The sequence below is a fragment of the Altererythrobacter sp. genome, assembly GCF_050299635.1.
GTDB lineage: Bacteria > Pseudomonadota > Alphaproteobacteria > Sphingomonadales > Sphingomonadaceae > Erythrobacter.
The window spans coordinates 1-13,838 of record NZ_JBNKWF010000039.1; the positions used below are offsets into that span (position 1 = coordinate 1).

Sequence of the window (13,838 nt, forward strand, 5' to 3'; positions counted from 1 at the left end):
GGACCCTGTTCCATGTGTTCCATCCAGTAGGATTTGACGCTGTGCGAATGCGCGCTGGAACAGACTATTTCGTGTCGATCGCAGGAGGCGGATTGTCGTTCCACCAGGGCATATCGGTCCAGGGCCGCACGTCCAGCTCATGCGTCCAGCAATTCCTCGGCTGCTGGGCAAGGTGCCAATAGGTCTCCGCCAGGACAGCGGGGTCGAGCATGCCTTCGACGCCCTTGCTGGCCTTGTAGGCTTCCCAACTGTCGCCCAGCATTCTGCCGAGCGTATCGGGAGCGAGGACCGAGCCATCGATCACGACATGCGCGACATGAATGCCCTGGCTCGCAAACTCGGCATTGAGGCTCTGGCATAGCATCCGTCGCCCGCCCATGGCCGCGGCATGGCTATGCTGTCCGGCATTGCCGCGCATGGCAGCAGTGGCCGAGGTGACGAGCAAGGTCCCGCCGCCGCGCTCGACCATCGCAGGGAACATCGCATGGGCGAGCCTGAACAGACCGAAACAGGCGAGCCGCCAGCCCAGTTCGAAGGCCTTGTGCGGCGTGTCATGCAGCTCTCGGTTGCCGATTTGCGCACCCAGGTTGAACAATGCGCATTGAATTGGACCGATGTCGCGTTCGACGCGTTCGACGAGTTCCTCGATCGAGCCGTCTTCAGCGGCATCCAGCAAGGTGCCCGTGGCCGAACCACCCGCCTGTTCGATCGCGCCTACCAGCCCGTCCAGGCCATCCTTGTCGCTGCGCCGGGCAAGCACCGCATGGTAGCCGCCTTGCGCGAATCGTGCGGCAACATTGCCACCGATACCCGCGCCTGCGCCGACAACCAGGAATACCGGTTTGCGATCCGTCATGTCTCTCTCCCACTGGCTTGAGTGTAGCCGATCAAGAGCTTGCGTGCGCATTCCCCCAATCACTATTGTCTGGTGTTTCAGCGAGCCAAGGTAAGGAATTCCATGAATTCTGGTGCTTGGGAAGTCTATTTGCGATCCGCGGCAGCTGCATCTTCGCGCAAGCCCGCAATGCGAATGGTGAATTCGCTTCGCTCGATCTTGCATAAGGATAGGTAAACGGCCGCTTTACCCTATTTGAACGCGCAATTCCTAAAACCCGCTGGATGGATAAGAGTGCGGCGAGATGGAATTGGCGAATAGGAGCGTGGCCCGTCGTGGCCGCGTTCGCCTATTTCATCGCGGGTGCCATCATCTATCGCTGGGGCCTGGGGCCAGACGGGCTGGCGATGCTTTGGCCCGCGGGCGGTATCTTCGTGGCAACCTTGCTGCTCTCGTCGCGCAGTCATTGGCCAGCGGTGCTGGCACTGTTCACCGCTGCGAATTTCTTCGGTGCATGGCTCTTCGGGGTCGAGCCTGGAGTGGCGGTCATCTGTGTCTGCGCGCACACGGTCAATGCGATCCTGTGCCCCCTGATCTTCGGCAAGGAGCGAGCGCTTCGAGGGTTTGAAACTATTGCAGATCTGAGCCGCTTCACCATGGCTGCTGCGATTGGCGCAGTTGCCAGCTGGTTGGTGATTGCGGTCTCCATCCCCGACCGGAACTGGTCGAACATGTTCAATTGGATGGTTACGCTGCTGCTGGGCACATTGATCGTGGCATCGATGATCATCACGGTCACCCGCGAGTTCGAAGCAAAGCGGCCAAAGTGGAGTGCAGCACGAACGGCGGAGTTCCTGGGCCTGGTCGGATTGCTCATTGCAGTCGCGTGGTATTCAGTCACTCGGGCATCGGTTCCGATGCTCTACCTTCCATTCGCTGGGGCGGTTCTGGTCACTTATCGACTGGGTCCGATCGGTGCGGCCGCATGTGTGACGGCGATCGCGGCGGTCGGGACCTTCGCGATCACTCTCGATCTCCAGCAGATGGGGAGCCTGGGCCAATCCAAGGCAGGAATAGTCTATTTCTATCAGTTCTACCTGTTCGTGATTCTGGCTGTGTGCCTCCCATTGGCAGCCCTGCTTACGCAACGCCGCGACATGTTCCGCAAGATGCGGACCAGCCAGGAATTGCTGGCTTCTGCCGAGAGGCTTGCGAATATCGGGCATTGGTATCTGAACCTGAGGACCAATGAACTCATCTGGTCGGATGGCATACGCAAGATCTATGATTTGCCGCCTGACGAGATGCCATCGATCGAACTTGTACGCGAGTTCTGCCATCCGGAGGATCGGGCCAAGGTCGCCACACGTCTCAACGAATGTATCGCCGAAGGACAGATGAAGACCGGTACGGCGCGGATTATTCGCAGGGACGGGACTATCAGGCATGTGGAATCCGTGCTGATGCGCGAAGTCGACGGTCGCAATCGTCCGCTCGCGATATTTGGCACCTTCCAGGATGTGACCGAGAAGGTCGAAGTGCTCAAGCAGCTCGAAGCGGCCAAGGAGTCCGCCGAGGTCGAAGCCTTCGCCGCGCGGTTGCTGGCCGACACGGACCCGCTCACCGGGGTCAACAGCCGTCGCAAGATCCTTGAGCTGCTTGACGAGCAGATGGACGAGTGCAGCCGCACGAACAGGAACCTCTCGGTCGCGATCCTCGATATCGATCACTTCAAGTCAATCAATGACCAGTTCGGTCACGCGACCGGCGACCTTGTATTGCAACGCGTGTCGGCCATCTGCCGCAAGGCGATTTCCGGACTTGGCCATGTTGGCCGATTGGGAGGAGAGGAGTTTCTCTTCGTCATTCCCGATGCAGGAGAAGCCGGGGCGGGCCAACTGATCGAGGGCATACGAACGGCCCTTCTTGCCGAGAATTGGGGTGAGATGGACGATCTTGAGGTGACAGGCAGCTTCGGGCTTGCCTCCATGCTTGAAGGGGCGGACGAGACCTGGATGCTGCAGGCGGCCGACAATGCTCTCTATGAAGCGAAGCATGCCGGCCGCAACTGTATCCGAATCGCGGCCTAGGCCGCCGCAATCAGACCTTTGCCAGGGCCTGGTCGAAATCGGCAATCAGGTCGTCCGGGTCCTCGATCCCGATTGAAATGCGCACCAGATTGTCCGTGATGCCCAGCGCAGCCTTGCGTTCGTCGGGAACCGACAGGTGTGTCATCGCCGCCGGATGGCTCGCCAGCGTTTCGGTTCCGCCCAGGCTCACCGCCAGTTTGGCGATGGTGAGATTGTCGAGAAAACGGAAGCTTTCCGCCTCGCCGCCCTTGATGAAGACGGAGAAAGTGCTGCCAGCGCCGGTGCAATGGCGATCGTAAATATCCTGCTGGCGCGGATCGTTGATCATGCCGAGATAGCCCAGGCCATCGACTTTGGGATGGTCGCGCAGGAAAGCGCAGACCTTTGCCGCGTTCTCGCCAGCGCGCTGCATTCGCAGCTCGACCGTTTCGAGCGAGCGCAGCAACATCCAGGCGGTGTTGGGATCGACGATCCCGCCCATCGTGTTCCTGAGCGCGCGGACCGGGTCCATCCATCTCTTGGCGCCTGATATCCCACCTGCAACCAGGTCCGAATGCCCGCCGACATATTTGGTCAGCGAATAGACCACAATGTCCGCGCCGTGCTTCAGCGGGCGTTGCCACAGCGGCCCGAGGAAGGTGTTGTCGATCGCGATCGGGCAGACATTTTCTGTGCCACTGCCTTCGGCTATTTGGGCACCGCCGAGCACAGAGTCGCGCGCCGCCTTGACCGCTTCGATGTCGACCAGTGCATTGGTGGGGTTGGCCGGGCTTTCGAGATAGATCATGGCGACCTTGCCGCCCTGCTTGGCCGCCATATCGCGCGCTTTCTCCAGCACCGCGTCGAGCTCTTCGCGCGTCGCGCCAGCAGGGAAATCGACATAGGTGACGCCGAATTTGCTCAGCACCTTGGCGACAAAGCCTTCGGATGCGGCATAGAGCGGCCCGGAGTGGACGATCACATCGCCTTGCGAAACATAGGCCATCATCAGGATGCAGATCGCAGTCATACCGCTTGAGAAGGTCAGCGCGTCCTCCGCCCCGTCCCAAATGCCCAAGCGGTCTTCGAGGATTTCCTGGTTCGGGCCGTTGAAGCGCGAATAGACCAACCCTTCCGCGCCGCCCTCGCGCTTGCCGGTGATGCCTTCGAAATGGCGTTTGCCCGCTGCGGCACTCTCGAAAGCGAAGGTGGATGTGAGGAAGATCGGCGGCTTTAGCGAGCCTTCGGAAAGCGCCGGGTCATAGCCGAGCCCCATCATCAAGGTTGCAGGCTTCAGTTCGCGCCCTCCGATGGTCGTCTTCTCGGGCTTGGGCTTGCGGCGCGGAGTTGGCTGGTCAACCGAATCTACGGCATCGGTCATGTCGTCTGGTTCCTTCCTTGCGACATGCTCCCAGGAAGGCAGGAGCCGAATGGACCATTCGGGGCACCCGTTCCTAACCTCCGCAGGAACGCCTCTCCGCCGTTTGGCCGGTCATTGCGGTGTCAGTTACTCCTCCGAACCGGCGCTCGCAACCGGTTACAGATGAAATCATTGGGGAGATCGGGCGCGATACGCAGGCAACGTCGGCCACGTGCAATACAGCCCGTGCAAGGGGGTGCATATTGCCTGATCAGAATTGAGGAAGCCGGATTTCCCAGCTTCGTTGCAGAAGGAGAAGGAGCAATGGATGATCCGTTCCAGATGCAGCGCGAGCTGCGATACGGCGCACCTGTGTGTGATCAGATACTGACCGGACGTTTCTTCACAATCGGCTATTCCTGGTACTTCAGGCAAGCCAAGTGGACACTCGAAATCATCAATCGAAACAGGCCGATGGTTGACGATTTCGCTAAGATTGAACGGCTCGACAATTTTCGTGCCGATACTCGCGTTCCAAAGCGTTTTCGGGCCGGTTTGAGGGCTTATAAGGATAGCGGCTTCGATCGCGGTCATCTGGTGGCCAGCGCAAATCAGGATATTGAGAATATCCAGAATAGCGAAACCTTCCTGCTTTCGAACATGTCGCCGCAGAAGCCCCTGTTCAATCGGGGGATCTGGCGCGAGTTGGAAATGGCGATCCGCGAACTCGACAAGCGCAAGAGCATCTTCGAGACCTATGTGCTGACATGCCCGGTGTTCTATTTTGGCGAGAAGGTGGAACGGATCGGCAAGAACCAGTCCGATTTCGGAATCAGCGTGCCGGTGCCGCATGCCTTCATCAAGAGCGTGCTGACCGAAAACAAGCGCGGCAAGCACCGGCTGTGGACATTTGAGATACCCAATGCACGGCAGACTGCCGACCTCGGCAGCTTTCTGGTCAAGACCTATGATGCGGAGCAGATCGTTGGCGGGCGTTTCTGGGATCGGATCGCGGGGGGCGATCTCCACGAAGAAAAAAGCTCGAAGGGCACAATGTGGTGAGCCGCCGGTGGCAGGCGGCTAGCTCAGGGCATTAATTGCCCAAACCACTCCCACGATCATGACAATCCCGACGAGGTCGAGGATCAATCCGGCGCCGACCATGCGGCCGATGCGGATATGGCCAGTGGCCCAGGCTATGGCATTGGGGCCGGTCCCTGCAGGCAGCATGAAGCCCCAGCTTGCGGCAATTGCGGCCGGCATGGCCAGCAGGATCGGGTCTGCGCCCAGTGCGACCGAAAGCGAGGCAACGACCGGGATAATCGCGCTGGCGGTGGCGACATTGCTGGCGAATTCCGTCACCAGCACGACCATGGCAACGATGGCGATTGCGACCAGCGGCAGTGGCACCGCCTGCAACGGCAGCAGCGCATTGCCGAGCCATTCGGCCAGGCCCGAAGCTGTCATGCCCGCAGCAAGCGCCAAACCTCCGCCAAACATCATGATGACGCCCCATGGCGCGCGGTCGGCTTCTTTCCATATGAGTAGCGGACGACCGGTACCATCGGGCAGCAGGAACAGCGCCAACCCGGCGATGATGGCTATGGTTCCGTCGGTCCAGCTATTCTCCGGCAAGATCGGCGCGACCCAGCGTTGCGTCATCCACAACAGGAAGGTGATGGCAATGATCGGGAGCAAGCGCTTTTCCGCACTCGACCAGGGAGCATGATCGTCGATCGCGGCGCGGGCGGCTGAAACGTCGAAGGGGTGGGTGGCCACGCGCTGCACCTTGGCAATGATATAGGCCGCCAGCGGCACACCGATCAGCACGACCGGGAGGCCGAAGCCCATCCATTGGGCAAAGCTGATCTTCACGCCGATCATCTCATCGAGCAGGGCGACAGCGATCCCGTTGGTGGGCGAGCCGACGATCGTGCCGATCCCGCCGATGCTGGCTGCAAATGCAATACCCATCGGAAGCGCTCCGGCGAGGCCGTCGCCTTCGTCCTCGGGCAAACCGCCGCCTTCCAGAACGGCCAGCGCCATCGGCATCATGATCAGCGCGGTCGAAGTGTTGGAAATCAGCATCGAGAGAATCGCGGCGCTAATCATGAACGCCAGCAGGAGCCGCGCTTGCCCGCCGCCGCTGCCGATCGACTTGAGGATCGCGAGCGACAGCCGCCGATGCATCCCGGTTCGCTCGATCGCGAGTGCCAGGAATGCGCCGCCCAGCAAGAGAAACAGGATCGGCGCGTAATAGGCGCTCGCAGTCTCTTTCGCGGTCATCACGCCTGCCAACGGCAGCACAAGGAAGGGCATCAGCGCGGTGGCGGTAAGCGGAATCGCTTCCGTCATCCACCATGCCGCCATCAGCACGACCAGCCCTGCGACGATCCATGCTTCGCCAGGCATTCCGGCTGGGGCAGGCAGAATTATCGTGAGTGCAAACGCGACAAGACCAGCCAGGAAGCCGATACGCTTTGCGGTCATGTGGAAACTCCCTCCTGCCCGGAAGACTAGTGGGTTTCCGCGGGAAGGGAACCGGTTCAATTGGCTCTTCACCAGCATTCGTACCGGACCTTGCAATGGACACCGGGTGAAAGTGTGATTCAGTTCATTGCAATGATGACGTGCTATGCGAACTTCATGAAAAGGCTGTCCGCATTTGCACTTGCCATATTGATGATGGGTACGCTCCCCGCTGTTGCCGGAGAAGGGCCAGAGGCGTGGGAATGGGACATCGGCCCTGTCATCAAGGGGCGCAATTATTCGGTCAACATGCCGCGCAGCATGTTCGAAACGCGCGACGGACCCGCTTTCGATTTCCCCTATCCCCGTGCCGAAAACGGCCATGTGCACTATGTGACCGTGCCGGTTCGCACGCTCAAAGGGGCGAAGCGAATGGTGCTGACCTACCGGATCGATGCGCGCAAAGACGTGCGCTTCATCCCCCAGGAATTCCCGCAGCGCGAAGCCTTGCTATCGCTCTATTTTCAGCGCGCGGGGGATCGTTGGACGCGGCGATATCCAACATACCGCTGGTATGCGCCCAATGCGCGCACCATGCCGCTCTCGCCCGGCAAGCATACGGTCAGCATCGATTTCGATGAACCGTGGATCGCGATGATGGGCGGGGACAATCGCACATTCCCCCGCGCCTTCGACAAGGCGCTCGACGATGCGATGCGCGTCGGTTTCGTTTTCGGGTCGGCCGGCGGGCGCGGGCACGGCGTTTACGCAACCGGACCGGCGCGATTTACCGTTCTCGATTTTCATATCGAATAGAGCGGCGTCAGTCTGGGAGAGGCGATGCAAAAAGGGCGCGCCCGCAGGCACGCCCCATTGGATTGCGATTCGGCGGGCGAGGTGCCTATTTCGGCGCCAGCACCATCAGCATCTGGCGGCCTTCAAGCCGCGGGAATGCCTCGACCTTGGCGATTTCCTCCACGTCTTCCTGAACGCGGCGAAGCAGGTTCATACCCAGCTCCTGGTGCGCCATTTCGCGACCGCGGAAGCGCAGGGTGATTTTCACCTTGTCGCCATTTTCGATGAACTTGTTCACGTTGCGCATCTTCACGTCATAATCATGCGTGTCGATGTTCGGACGCATCTTCACTTCCTTGATGTCCTGCGTCTTCTGCGTCTTGCGCGCAGCATTGGCCTTTTTCTGGGCCTCATAACGATACTTGCCGACATCGAGGAATTTGGCCACCGGCGGGTCCGCATTGGGGGACACTTCGACGAGATTGAGGCCGAGGTCGTTGGCCTGCTCCATCGCTTCGCTGGTGTACATCACGCCAAGGTTTTCGCCTTCGTGATCGATCACGCGAACTTTGTCGGACTGAATGAAATTATCGTAGCGCGGGCCGCTTTTTACGGGCGGGGCCAGCGAACGCCGGGGTGGACGGGCTATGTGTGTTCTCCTGTAACAGCCGTGAATCTGCGCGCTATGTAGGGGGATTCGCAGGCGAAGGCTAGGGGGAAGGCAGCTGGCTTGCTGTTCGCTTCAATCGGTCCGTCATCGACGGGCCGCAAGGCCGACCGGCCGCCCGCAGCGCCGCGAGCCTGCCTCGCAAGGCGCGGGGAGATCGCGGGCGCGGATGCGCCTGCGGAGATAACTACGCGGCCTCCCGCCAAATGGGCAATTTCACAAGCTTCCCCTTGGCCGGGAGCACGGCGTCGATGCGGCTTGCCGGTTGTAGCGCATCGAGGATTTCGGGCGCGCCCGCGTCCATTCCGCCAGTGAGAGCGCCGAAAGCGGGCAGGATCATCCGGTCGGAACAATGCGTACCTTGGCTCAAGACGCCGCAGGGGCGAGCTATGTGCCTTTCTCGTACCGTCAGGCGCACTTTGGGGTGGTAATGGCCGGACAGTTCCGGACGCGTCTCGCCGCGCCGGGCCATGTGGCGCAGCACGACGCCGCTCAGTTCGAGTTCCTCCAGTACGGTCCCGCCGAAACTGCGGTGCATCGCTTCGTCATGGTTGCCGGTGATCCACACCCAGTCGAGCGAGCGGGTCAGTGCTTCGAGCATTCCCGCCGCATAGGGATCGAGCCGCTGCGTACCTTCCCCGTCATGAAAGTTGTCGCCCAGCGTTATGACGCGCCGCGCACCGGTCAGCTTGATCGCATCGGCCACGCGCTCCAGCGTTTCACGACTGTCATAGGGCGGCAGCATTTGCCCGTGGCCCGCGAAATAGCTCGCCTTTTCGAGATGCAGGTCAGCCAGCAACAGCGCGCCCTCGCGCGGCCAGTAGAGCGCGCGGCCTTCTATCAGCAGCAATTCCTGCTTTGCGAACGAAAGGGGAACCATTGCCATCACTTGCCGCGACTCATCCGCTTTGGCAAGGGTGCAGGCATGACCGACTGGACACAATATTCCGCCCGCGCGCAGGAATGGTTCGAGCAGCTTCGTACCCGCATCTGCACTGAATTCGAAGCGATCGAGCGAGAGGCTGGCTCCGATGCCGCGTTCGAATACTCACCTTGGCAGCGCGAGGAGGAAGGCAATGCCGATCCCGGCGGCGGCACGCGCGGGCTGATGAAGGGCAAGGTGTTCGAGAAGGTCGGCGTGAATGTTTCGACCGTGCGCGGCAATTTCGCGCCCGAGTTTGCCGGTACGATCAATGGCGCTTCGGTGGAAAATCCCGGATTTTCGGCCACCGGCATCAGCCTGGTCGCGCATATGGCCAACCCGCATGTGCCCGCCGTGCACATGAACACGCGCTTCCTGACGACGCAGGCGGCCTGGTTCGGTGGCGGGGCCGATCTCAATCCGCCGATCCCCTACGAGGAAGACACGGCAGACTTCCACGCAGCATTCCGTGCGGCCTGTTCGGCGCACAACCCGACCTATTACGACCGTTTCAAGAAATGGGCCGACGACTATTTCTACATCCCGCACCGCGGCGTGCATCGCGGCGTGGGGGGGATCTTCTACGATCACATGGAATGCGAAAGCCCTGACGCATTCGAGCGCAATTTCCAGTTCACGCGCGATGTGGGGGAGACTTTCCTGGGTGTCTTTCCCAAGCTGGTGCGTCGCCGCATGAACACGGAATGGAGTGAAGCGGACAAGCAACGCCAGCTGGAATGGCGCGGTCGCTATGCCGAATTCAATCTGGTCTATGACCGGGGAACGCTGTTCGGCCTCAAGACCGGGGGCAATATCGATGCCATACTGATGAGCTTGCCGCCTGAAGCGGTTTGGGTCTGAGGGATCGTATTCTTACGCCCAGAGTGCCGGCTGTAGAATTTTCCTGCTTGCGCTCACGGGGGTAGTTCCCACACAATCATCAAAGCATGCTGCGCCAATATGAACTTGTAGAGCGGGTCCTGGGATATGACCCGAACGCCGATGCGGCGGCGCTCAATCGCGCCTATGTCTATACGGTGCAGAAACATGGCACGCAAAAGCGCGCCTCGGGCGATCCTTACTTCTCGCACCCGGTCGAAGTTGCCGGTTTGATGACGGACCTGGAACTCGACCAGGAAACGATCATCACTGCGTTGCTCCACGATACGGTGGAAGATACGCTGGCGACGATCGACGATATCGAAGACAATTTCGGCACGGAGGTCGCGCGGCTGGTCGATGGCGTGACCAAGCTCTCCAAGATCGAGCAGATGCCGGAGAACGAGCGCGCGGCGGAGAATCTGCGCAAGTTCCTGCTCGCCATGAGTGAAGATATCCGCGTGCTGCTGGTCAAGCTGGCGGACCGGCTGCACAACATGCGTACGCTGCACTTCATCAAATCGCCGGAGAAACGCCAGCGGATCGCACGCGAAACGATGGATATCTACGCCCCGCTGGCCGAGCGTGTGGGCATGTATGAATATATGCGCGAGATGCAGCTTCTGGCGTTCGAGCAGCTCGAGCCAGAAGCCTACCACACCATCACCAAGCGGCTCGAGGAGCTACGCAGCCAGGACGGCGGGCAGGTCGATGCGATCGCGCTCAAGATCAAACAGGTGCTGGCCGAGGCCGGACTGCGGGTCGAAGTGAGCGGGCGAGAAAAGCATCCCTATTCGATCTGGAGGAAAATGGCTGAGCGCCATGTCTCCTTCGAACAGGTGACGGACATCATGGCGTTCCGTGTAATCTGCGAGAGCGAGGCAGACTGTTACGGGGCCATGGGCGTGTTGCACACTACCTGGCAGTTTCTGCCCGGCCGGTTCAAGGACTACATCTCTACCCCCAAGACCAACGGTTATCGCAGCCTGCACACTTCGCTGATGTATGAAAACTCGATGCGTGTGGAAGTGCAGATACGCACGCGCGAGATGCACCAGCGCAACGAGTTCGGCTTTGCCGCGCACTGGGCTTACAAGCAGGATGACCGACCTGACGGGCAGGTCGGCTGGTTGCGCGACCTGATCGAGATCGTCGATGCCAGCCACGATGCCGAGGAACTGCTCGAGCATACGCGCATGGCGATCTACCAGGATCGCATCTTCGCATTCACCCCCAAGGGCGGGCTGTTCCAGCTGCCCAAGGGCGCGACGCCGGTCGATTTCGCCTTCGCGGTTCATACCGATCTGGGCGCGCAGACGGTCGGCGCGAAGATCAACGGGCGGCACATGCCGCTGCGCACGCCGCTCAACAATGGCGATGTGGTGGAGATCATCAAGGGCAAGAATGCCGAACCTCAGCTGAGCTGGCTGGGGTTCGTGGTTACGGGCAAGGCGCGCGCTGCAATCCGCCGTGCGGTGCGGCAGAGAGAGCGCGCGGAGGTCGCCGAAATCGGGCGCAAGCTGTTTGACGAGATTGCGGGCCGCGTTCCCGCGCGGATCGGCAAGAAGGCCGTGCGCGAGGCCGTGAAGCGGCTCGAACTGGAGGACGAGGAAGATCTGATGTTCGCAATCGGCGCGGCCAAGCTGACCGATCATGAAGTGATGGAAGCGCTTGTTCCCGGATGCACCGCGGATATCGAGGAAGGGGTTGATTGGGGGCGGCGCGACAGGACGATCTCGATCCGCGGGCTTACCCCGGGGGTAGGGTTCAAGCTGGCCGAATGCTGCCACCCGGTTCCTGGCGACCGTATCGTGGGGTTGCGCAAGAAGGACGAAGGCGTGGAAGTCCATGCGATCGACTGCCTCGAGCTTGCCAGCGGGATCGACGCCGACTGGCTCGACCTGTCATGGGGCAAGCGTTCGCAGGGGGCGATCGGGCGGCTGCGCGTGACGCTGTACGACCGTCCCGGCACACTGGCGGAAATGGCAGGCATCTTCGCGCAGAATGTCGCCAATGTGATGAGCCTCAACCAGGTCCAGCTCGATCACCCATTCACCACATACGAGATCGATGCAGAGGTGCAGGACCTTGCTCACTTGACCCGCATCCTCAGCGCGCTCAGAGCTAGCGATGCAGTTGCGCAGGCGGAGCGTATGTGATGGGGATACTTGCGATCGATCACGTCCAGCTGGCCATTCCGCATGGCGGGGAGCCGATGGCGCGCGCATTCTTCGTCGATGCTCTGGGAATGGAGGAAGTCGCCAAGCCTGCTCATCTGGCCGTGAGCGGCGGATGTTGGTTCACCAGCGGCGCTGCGGAAGTGCATTGCGGGGTCGAACGGGATTTCACGCCCGCCCAGCGCGCGCATCCGGCCCTGCTGGTCGACGATTTGCCCTCGCTGGTCACGCGGCTTGAGGAGAATGGCGTGCCTTTTGCACCCGGCAAGCCGCTGGATGGCTATCGGCGTGGGGACATCATGGATCCCTTCGGCAATAGGATCGAGCTGATGCAGAAGGTCGAAAGCGTGGCGGAAGCCGAAAGCTAGAGTGATTTCGAGTGAAATGGATACATTTCACGACTCGGAAATCGCGGCAAAACAAGAAACCAGAGTGCAGGATTTGATCCAATCAAATCCGGACGCACTCTAGAGCAGTTCCAGTTCCACAGTCAGTTGTTCGTCCAGCGCCAGGTCTTCTGCGCGGATCACCTTCTTGCTGACGAGCAGCCACCACTCGCGTTCTTCTTGCGCTAACGCTTCGCTGCTTGAGCGCTTGGGCTTGCTGGGAAACACGGAGGTTTTCCAGCGCGTACCACCGATCTGCGCCATCACCTTGACCGAGCCGAAGCCGCGCCTTGCGCCGAACTCCAGCCTACGCAATCGTTCGGCCATGGTAATCGCATCGGCAGCGTCGCCGTCGATCACCACGTGGTAATACGTCCCGCGGTCACCCGCCCAACGAGCGAGAGAGGTCTTGTGAGTGATGGTTTCAGTCACCCGGCACCCGTCGCACCGGCACCGGGATATTGCAGATATCCGCTCCGCCTGCCTGGTGAATGAAGAAGGGATCGCGGCGGTTGGCGCGCGCTTCGGCATATTTGGCGAAGCTTTCGCTTTCGGTTGAGAGATATTCGAAGGCGGGCGGCGGGGGCCCTTGTTGGCCTACCGCTTCGCTACTTGAGGCCGCGCCGTGCAATTCGCTCGCCAACCGAACCTGCTTGATCGGCGTGCGTTTGTCGATTTCATCCTCGGCGTAGAAGCCCAGCGGGCCCTTTCCGCGCGGGAGCGAAGAGAGGTGCTCCATCCCCTCGATCACCCGGCCTACCAGAGCGATATTGCGGTCAAGGTGCCGCGGAGCATGGCCGATCACCGTGTAGAGCGAGCTGCCATCTCCGGTACTGGGCGACATCCCGCGCGCCACGCCAACCATGCCATAGCAATGGACGGGCCAGGCAAGACCTTCATCCGAGCCTGTGGGCCAGCCACTGAAAAACTCGGTATGCTTTGCGTAGCTATCCCGAGAAGGTTTTGAAATGATCCCGACTGAATCGCCACTCGCTAGGGCATCGTTTACGATTCCGATCATCTTGGAGAAACTATTCCGACGCTCATCGGTAACGTCTGCCGTGTATTCGTTTTCCCCCATCACCTTCAGCCCTTCGGACAGCGGTTTGGCGTCGGCCTCGTCCTCTGCCGGATCGGCCCATTGGGTGACGTAATTGTCCTGCACGCGGACCACCGCCAACCCGTCATAATATCCGCTGTGCGCGAGTAGCTTCACGTTCTCGACCCATCCCTGGCTAAAGGGCGCGGGCATCAACTGGATCACAACGCGGCGCGGATT

At 60.6% G+C, this 13,838-nt stretch carries 13 protein-coding genes; 6 read left to right on the plus strand and 7 right to left on the minus strand.

All coding sequences use genetic code 11. The annotated features are described in order from the left end of the window. Positions 1-64 precede the first annotated feature (64 nt). On the minus strand, positions 65-856 hold the full coding sequence (locus tag ACQY6C_RS14350) for an SDR family NAD(P)-dependent oxidoreductase (RefSeq protein WP_427969904.1): 792 nt from the start codon (positions 854-856) through the stop codon (positions 65-67). Positions 857-1,170: 314 nt separating this feature from the next. On the opposite strand from ACQY6C_RS14350, the gene ACQY6C_RS14355 reads away from it, so the two are divergent. Next, a complete protein-coding gene (locus tag ACQY6C_RS14355) occupies positions 1,171-2,925 on the plus strand; it encodes a diguanylate cyclase (protein ID WP_427969906.1) in 1,755 nt (584 codons plus the stop codon). Between the two features lie 10 nt (positions 2,926-2,935). Here ACQY6C_RS14355 and ACQY6C_RS14360 read toward each other — a convergent pair whose 3' ends face one another. Then, positions 2,936-4,285, minus strand: coding sequence for a cystathionine gamma-synthase family protein (locus tag ACQY6C_RS14360; protein ID WP_427969908.1), 1,350 nt, complete (start codon positions 4,283-4,285; stop codon positions 2,936-2,938). A 303-nt stretch (positions 4,286-4,588) separates the two neighbouring features. Here ACQY6C_RS14360 and ACQY6C_RS14365 point away from each other — a divergent pair, with 303 nt between their 5' ends. Further along, the gene (locus ACQY6C_RS14365) at positions 4,589-5,326 is read left to right on the plus strand and encodes a DNA/RNA non-specific endonuclease (RefSeq protein ID WP_427969910.1); all 738 of its coding nucleotides are present in this window, start codon (positions 4,589-4,591) and stop codon (positions 5,324-5,326) included. A gap of 18 nt (positions 5,327-5,344) precedes the next feature. Here the strand turns inward: ACQY6C_RS14365 and ACQY6C_RS14370 are convergent, their stop codons facing one another. Further along, positions 5,345-6,754, minus strand: coding sequence for an SLC13 family permease (locus ACQY6C_RS14370; protein ID WP_427969912.1), 1,410 nt, complete (start codon positions 6,752-6,754; stop codon positions 5,345-5,347). 156 nt (positions 6,755-6,910) lie between these two features. Here ACQY6C_RS14370 and ACQY6C_RS14375 point away from each other — a divergent pair, with 156 nt between their 5' ends. Next, positions 6,911-7,549 (plus strand): hypothetical protein, encoded by a 639-nt coding sequence (locus ACQY6C_RS14375; protein WP_427969914.1) that lies wholly within the window; start codon positions 6,911-6,913, stop codon positions 7,547-7,549. Positions 7,550-7,634: 85 nt separating this feature from the next. On the opposite strand, the gene infC is transcribed toward ACQY6C_RS14375, so the two are convergent. Then, positions 7,635-8,153: a translation initiation factor IF-3 gene (gene infC / locus ACQY6C_RS14380; RefSeq protein WP_427969927.1), complete on the minus strand. Its 519-nt coding sequence runs from the start codon at positions 8,151-8,153 to the stop codon at positions 7,635-7,637. Positions 8,154-8,382: 229 nt separating this feature from the next. Then, positions 8,383-9,075, minus strand: coding sequence for a ligase-associated DNA damage response endonuclease PdeM (pdeM, locus tag ACQY6C_RS14385; protein WP_427969916.1), 693 nt, complete (start codon positions 9,073-9,075; stop codon positions 8,383-8,385). 45 nt (positions 9,076-9,120) lie between these two features. On the opposite strand from pdeM, the gene hemF reads away from it, so the two are divergent. From hemF to ACQY6C_RS14400, 3 genes are all read left to right on the plus strand, one after another. Continuing rightward, positions 9,121-9,978, plus strand: a complete 858-nt coding sequence (hemF, locus tag ACQY6C_RS14390) for an oxygen-dependent coproporphyrinogen oxidase (protein ID WP_427969918.1) — start codon at positions 9,121-9,123, stop codon at positions 9,976-9,978. An 86-nt stretch (positions 9,979-10,064) separates the two neighbouring features. Then, positions 10,065-12,155, plus strand: coding sequence for a RelA/SpoT family protein (locus tag ACQY6C_RS14395; protein WP_427969920.1), 2,091 nt, complete (start codon positions 10,065-10,067; stop codon positions 12,153-12,155). After that, complete coding sequence (locus ACQY6C_RS14400) at positions 12,155-12,541, plus strand: VOC family protein (RefSeq protein WP_427969922.1); 387 nt, start codon at positions 12,155-12,157, stop codon at positions 12,539-12,541. Before ACQY6C_RS14395 ends, ACQY6C_RS14400 begins: the two co-directional genes overlap by 1 nt. 99 nt (positions 12,542-12,640) lie before the next feature. Here the strand turns inward: ACQY6C_RS14400 and ACQY6C_RS14405 are convergent, their stop codons facing one another. Next, complete coding sequence (locus ACQY6C_RS14405; protein WP_427969924.1) at positions 12,641-12,991, minus strand: DUF1905 domain-containing protein; 351 nt, start codon at positions 12,989-12,991, stop codon at positions 12,641-12,643. After that, positions 12,984-13,838: peptidylprolyl isomerase (locus ACQY6C_RS14410; RefSeq protein ID WP_427969925.1), on the minus strand; the 855-nt coding region annotated here is incomplete at its 5' end. The genes ACQY6C_RS14405 and ACQY6C_RS14410, both read right to left, overlap by 8 nt.

Coding starts and splice junctions, on each gene's coding strand:
- ACQY6C_RS14350 (WP_427969904.1), bottom strand. CDS start 856: ATGACGGATCGCAAACCGGTATTCCTGGTTGTCGGCGCAGGCGCGGGT.
- ACQY6C_RS14360 (WP_427969908.1), bottom strand. CDS start 4,285: ATGACCGATGCCGTAGATTCGGTTGACCAGCCAACTCCGCGCCGCAAG.
- ACQY6C_RS14365 (WP_427969910.1), top strand. CDS start 4,589: ATGGATGATCCGTTCCAGATGCAGCGCGAGCTGCGATACGGCGCACCT.
- ACQY6C_RS14370 (WP_427969912.1), bottom strand. CDS start 6,754: ATGACCGCAAAGCGTATCGGCTTCCTGGCTGGTCTTGTCGCGTTTGCA.
- ACQY6C_RS14375 (WP_427969914.1), top strand. CDS start 6,911: ATGAAAAGGCTGTCCGCATTTGCACTTGCCATATTGATGATGGGTACG.
- pdeM (WP_427969916.1), bottom strand. CDS start 9,075: ATGGTTCCCCTTTCGTTCGCAAAGCAGGAATTGCTGCTGATAGAAGGC.
- hemF (WP_427969918.1), top strand. CDS start 9,121: ATGACCGACTGGACACAATATTCCGCCCGCGCGCAGGAATGGTTCGAG.
- ACQY6C_RS14395 (WP_427969920.1), top strand. CDS start 10,065: ATGCTGCGCCAATATGAACTTGTAGAGCGGGTCCTGGGATATGACCCG.
- ACQY6C_RS14400 (WP_427969922.1), top strand. CDS start 12,155: ATGGGGATACTTGCGATCGATCACGTCCAGCTGGCCATTCCGCATGGC.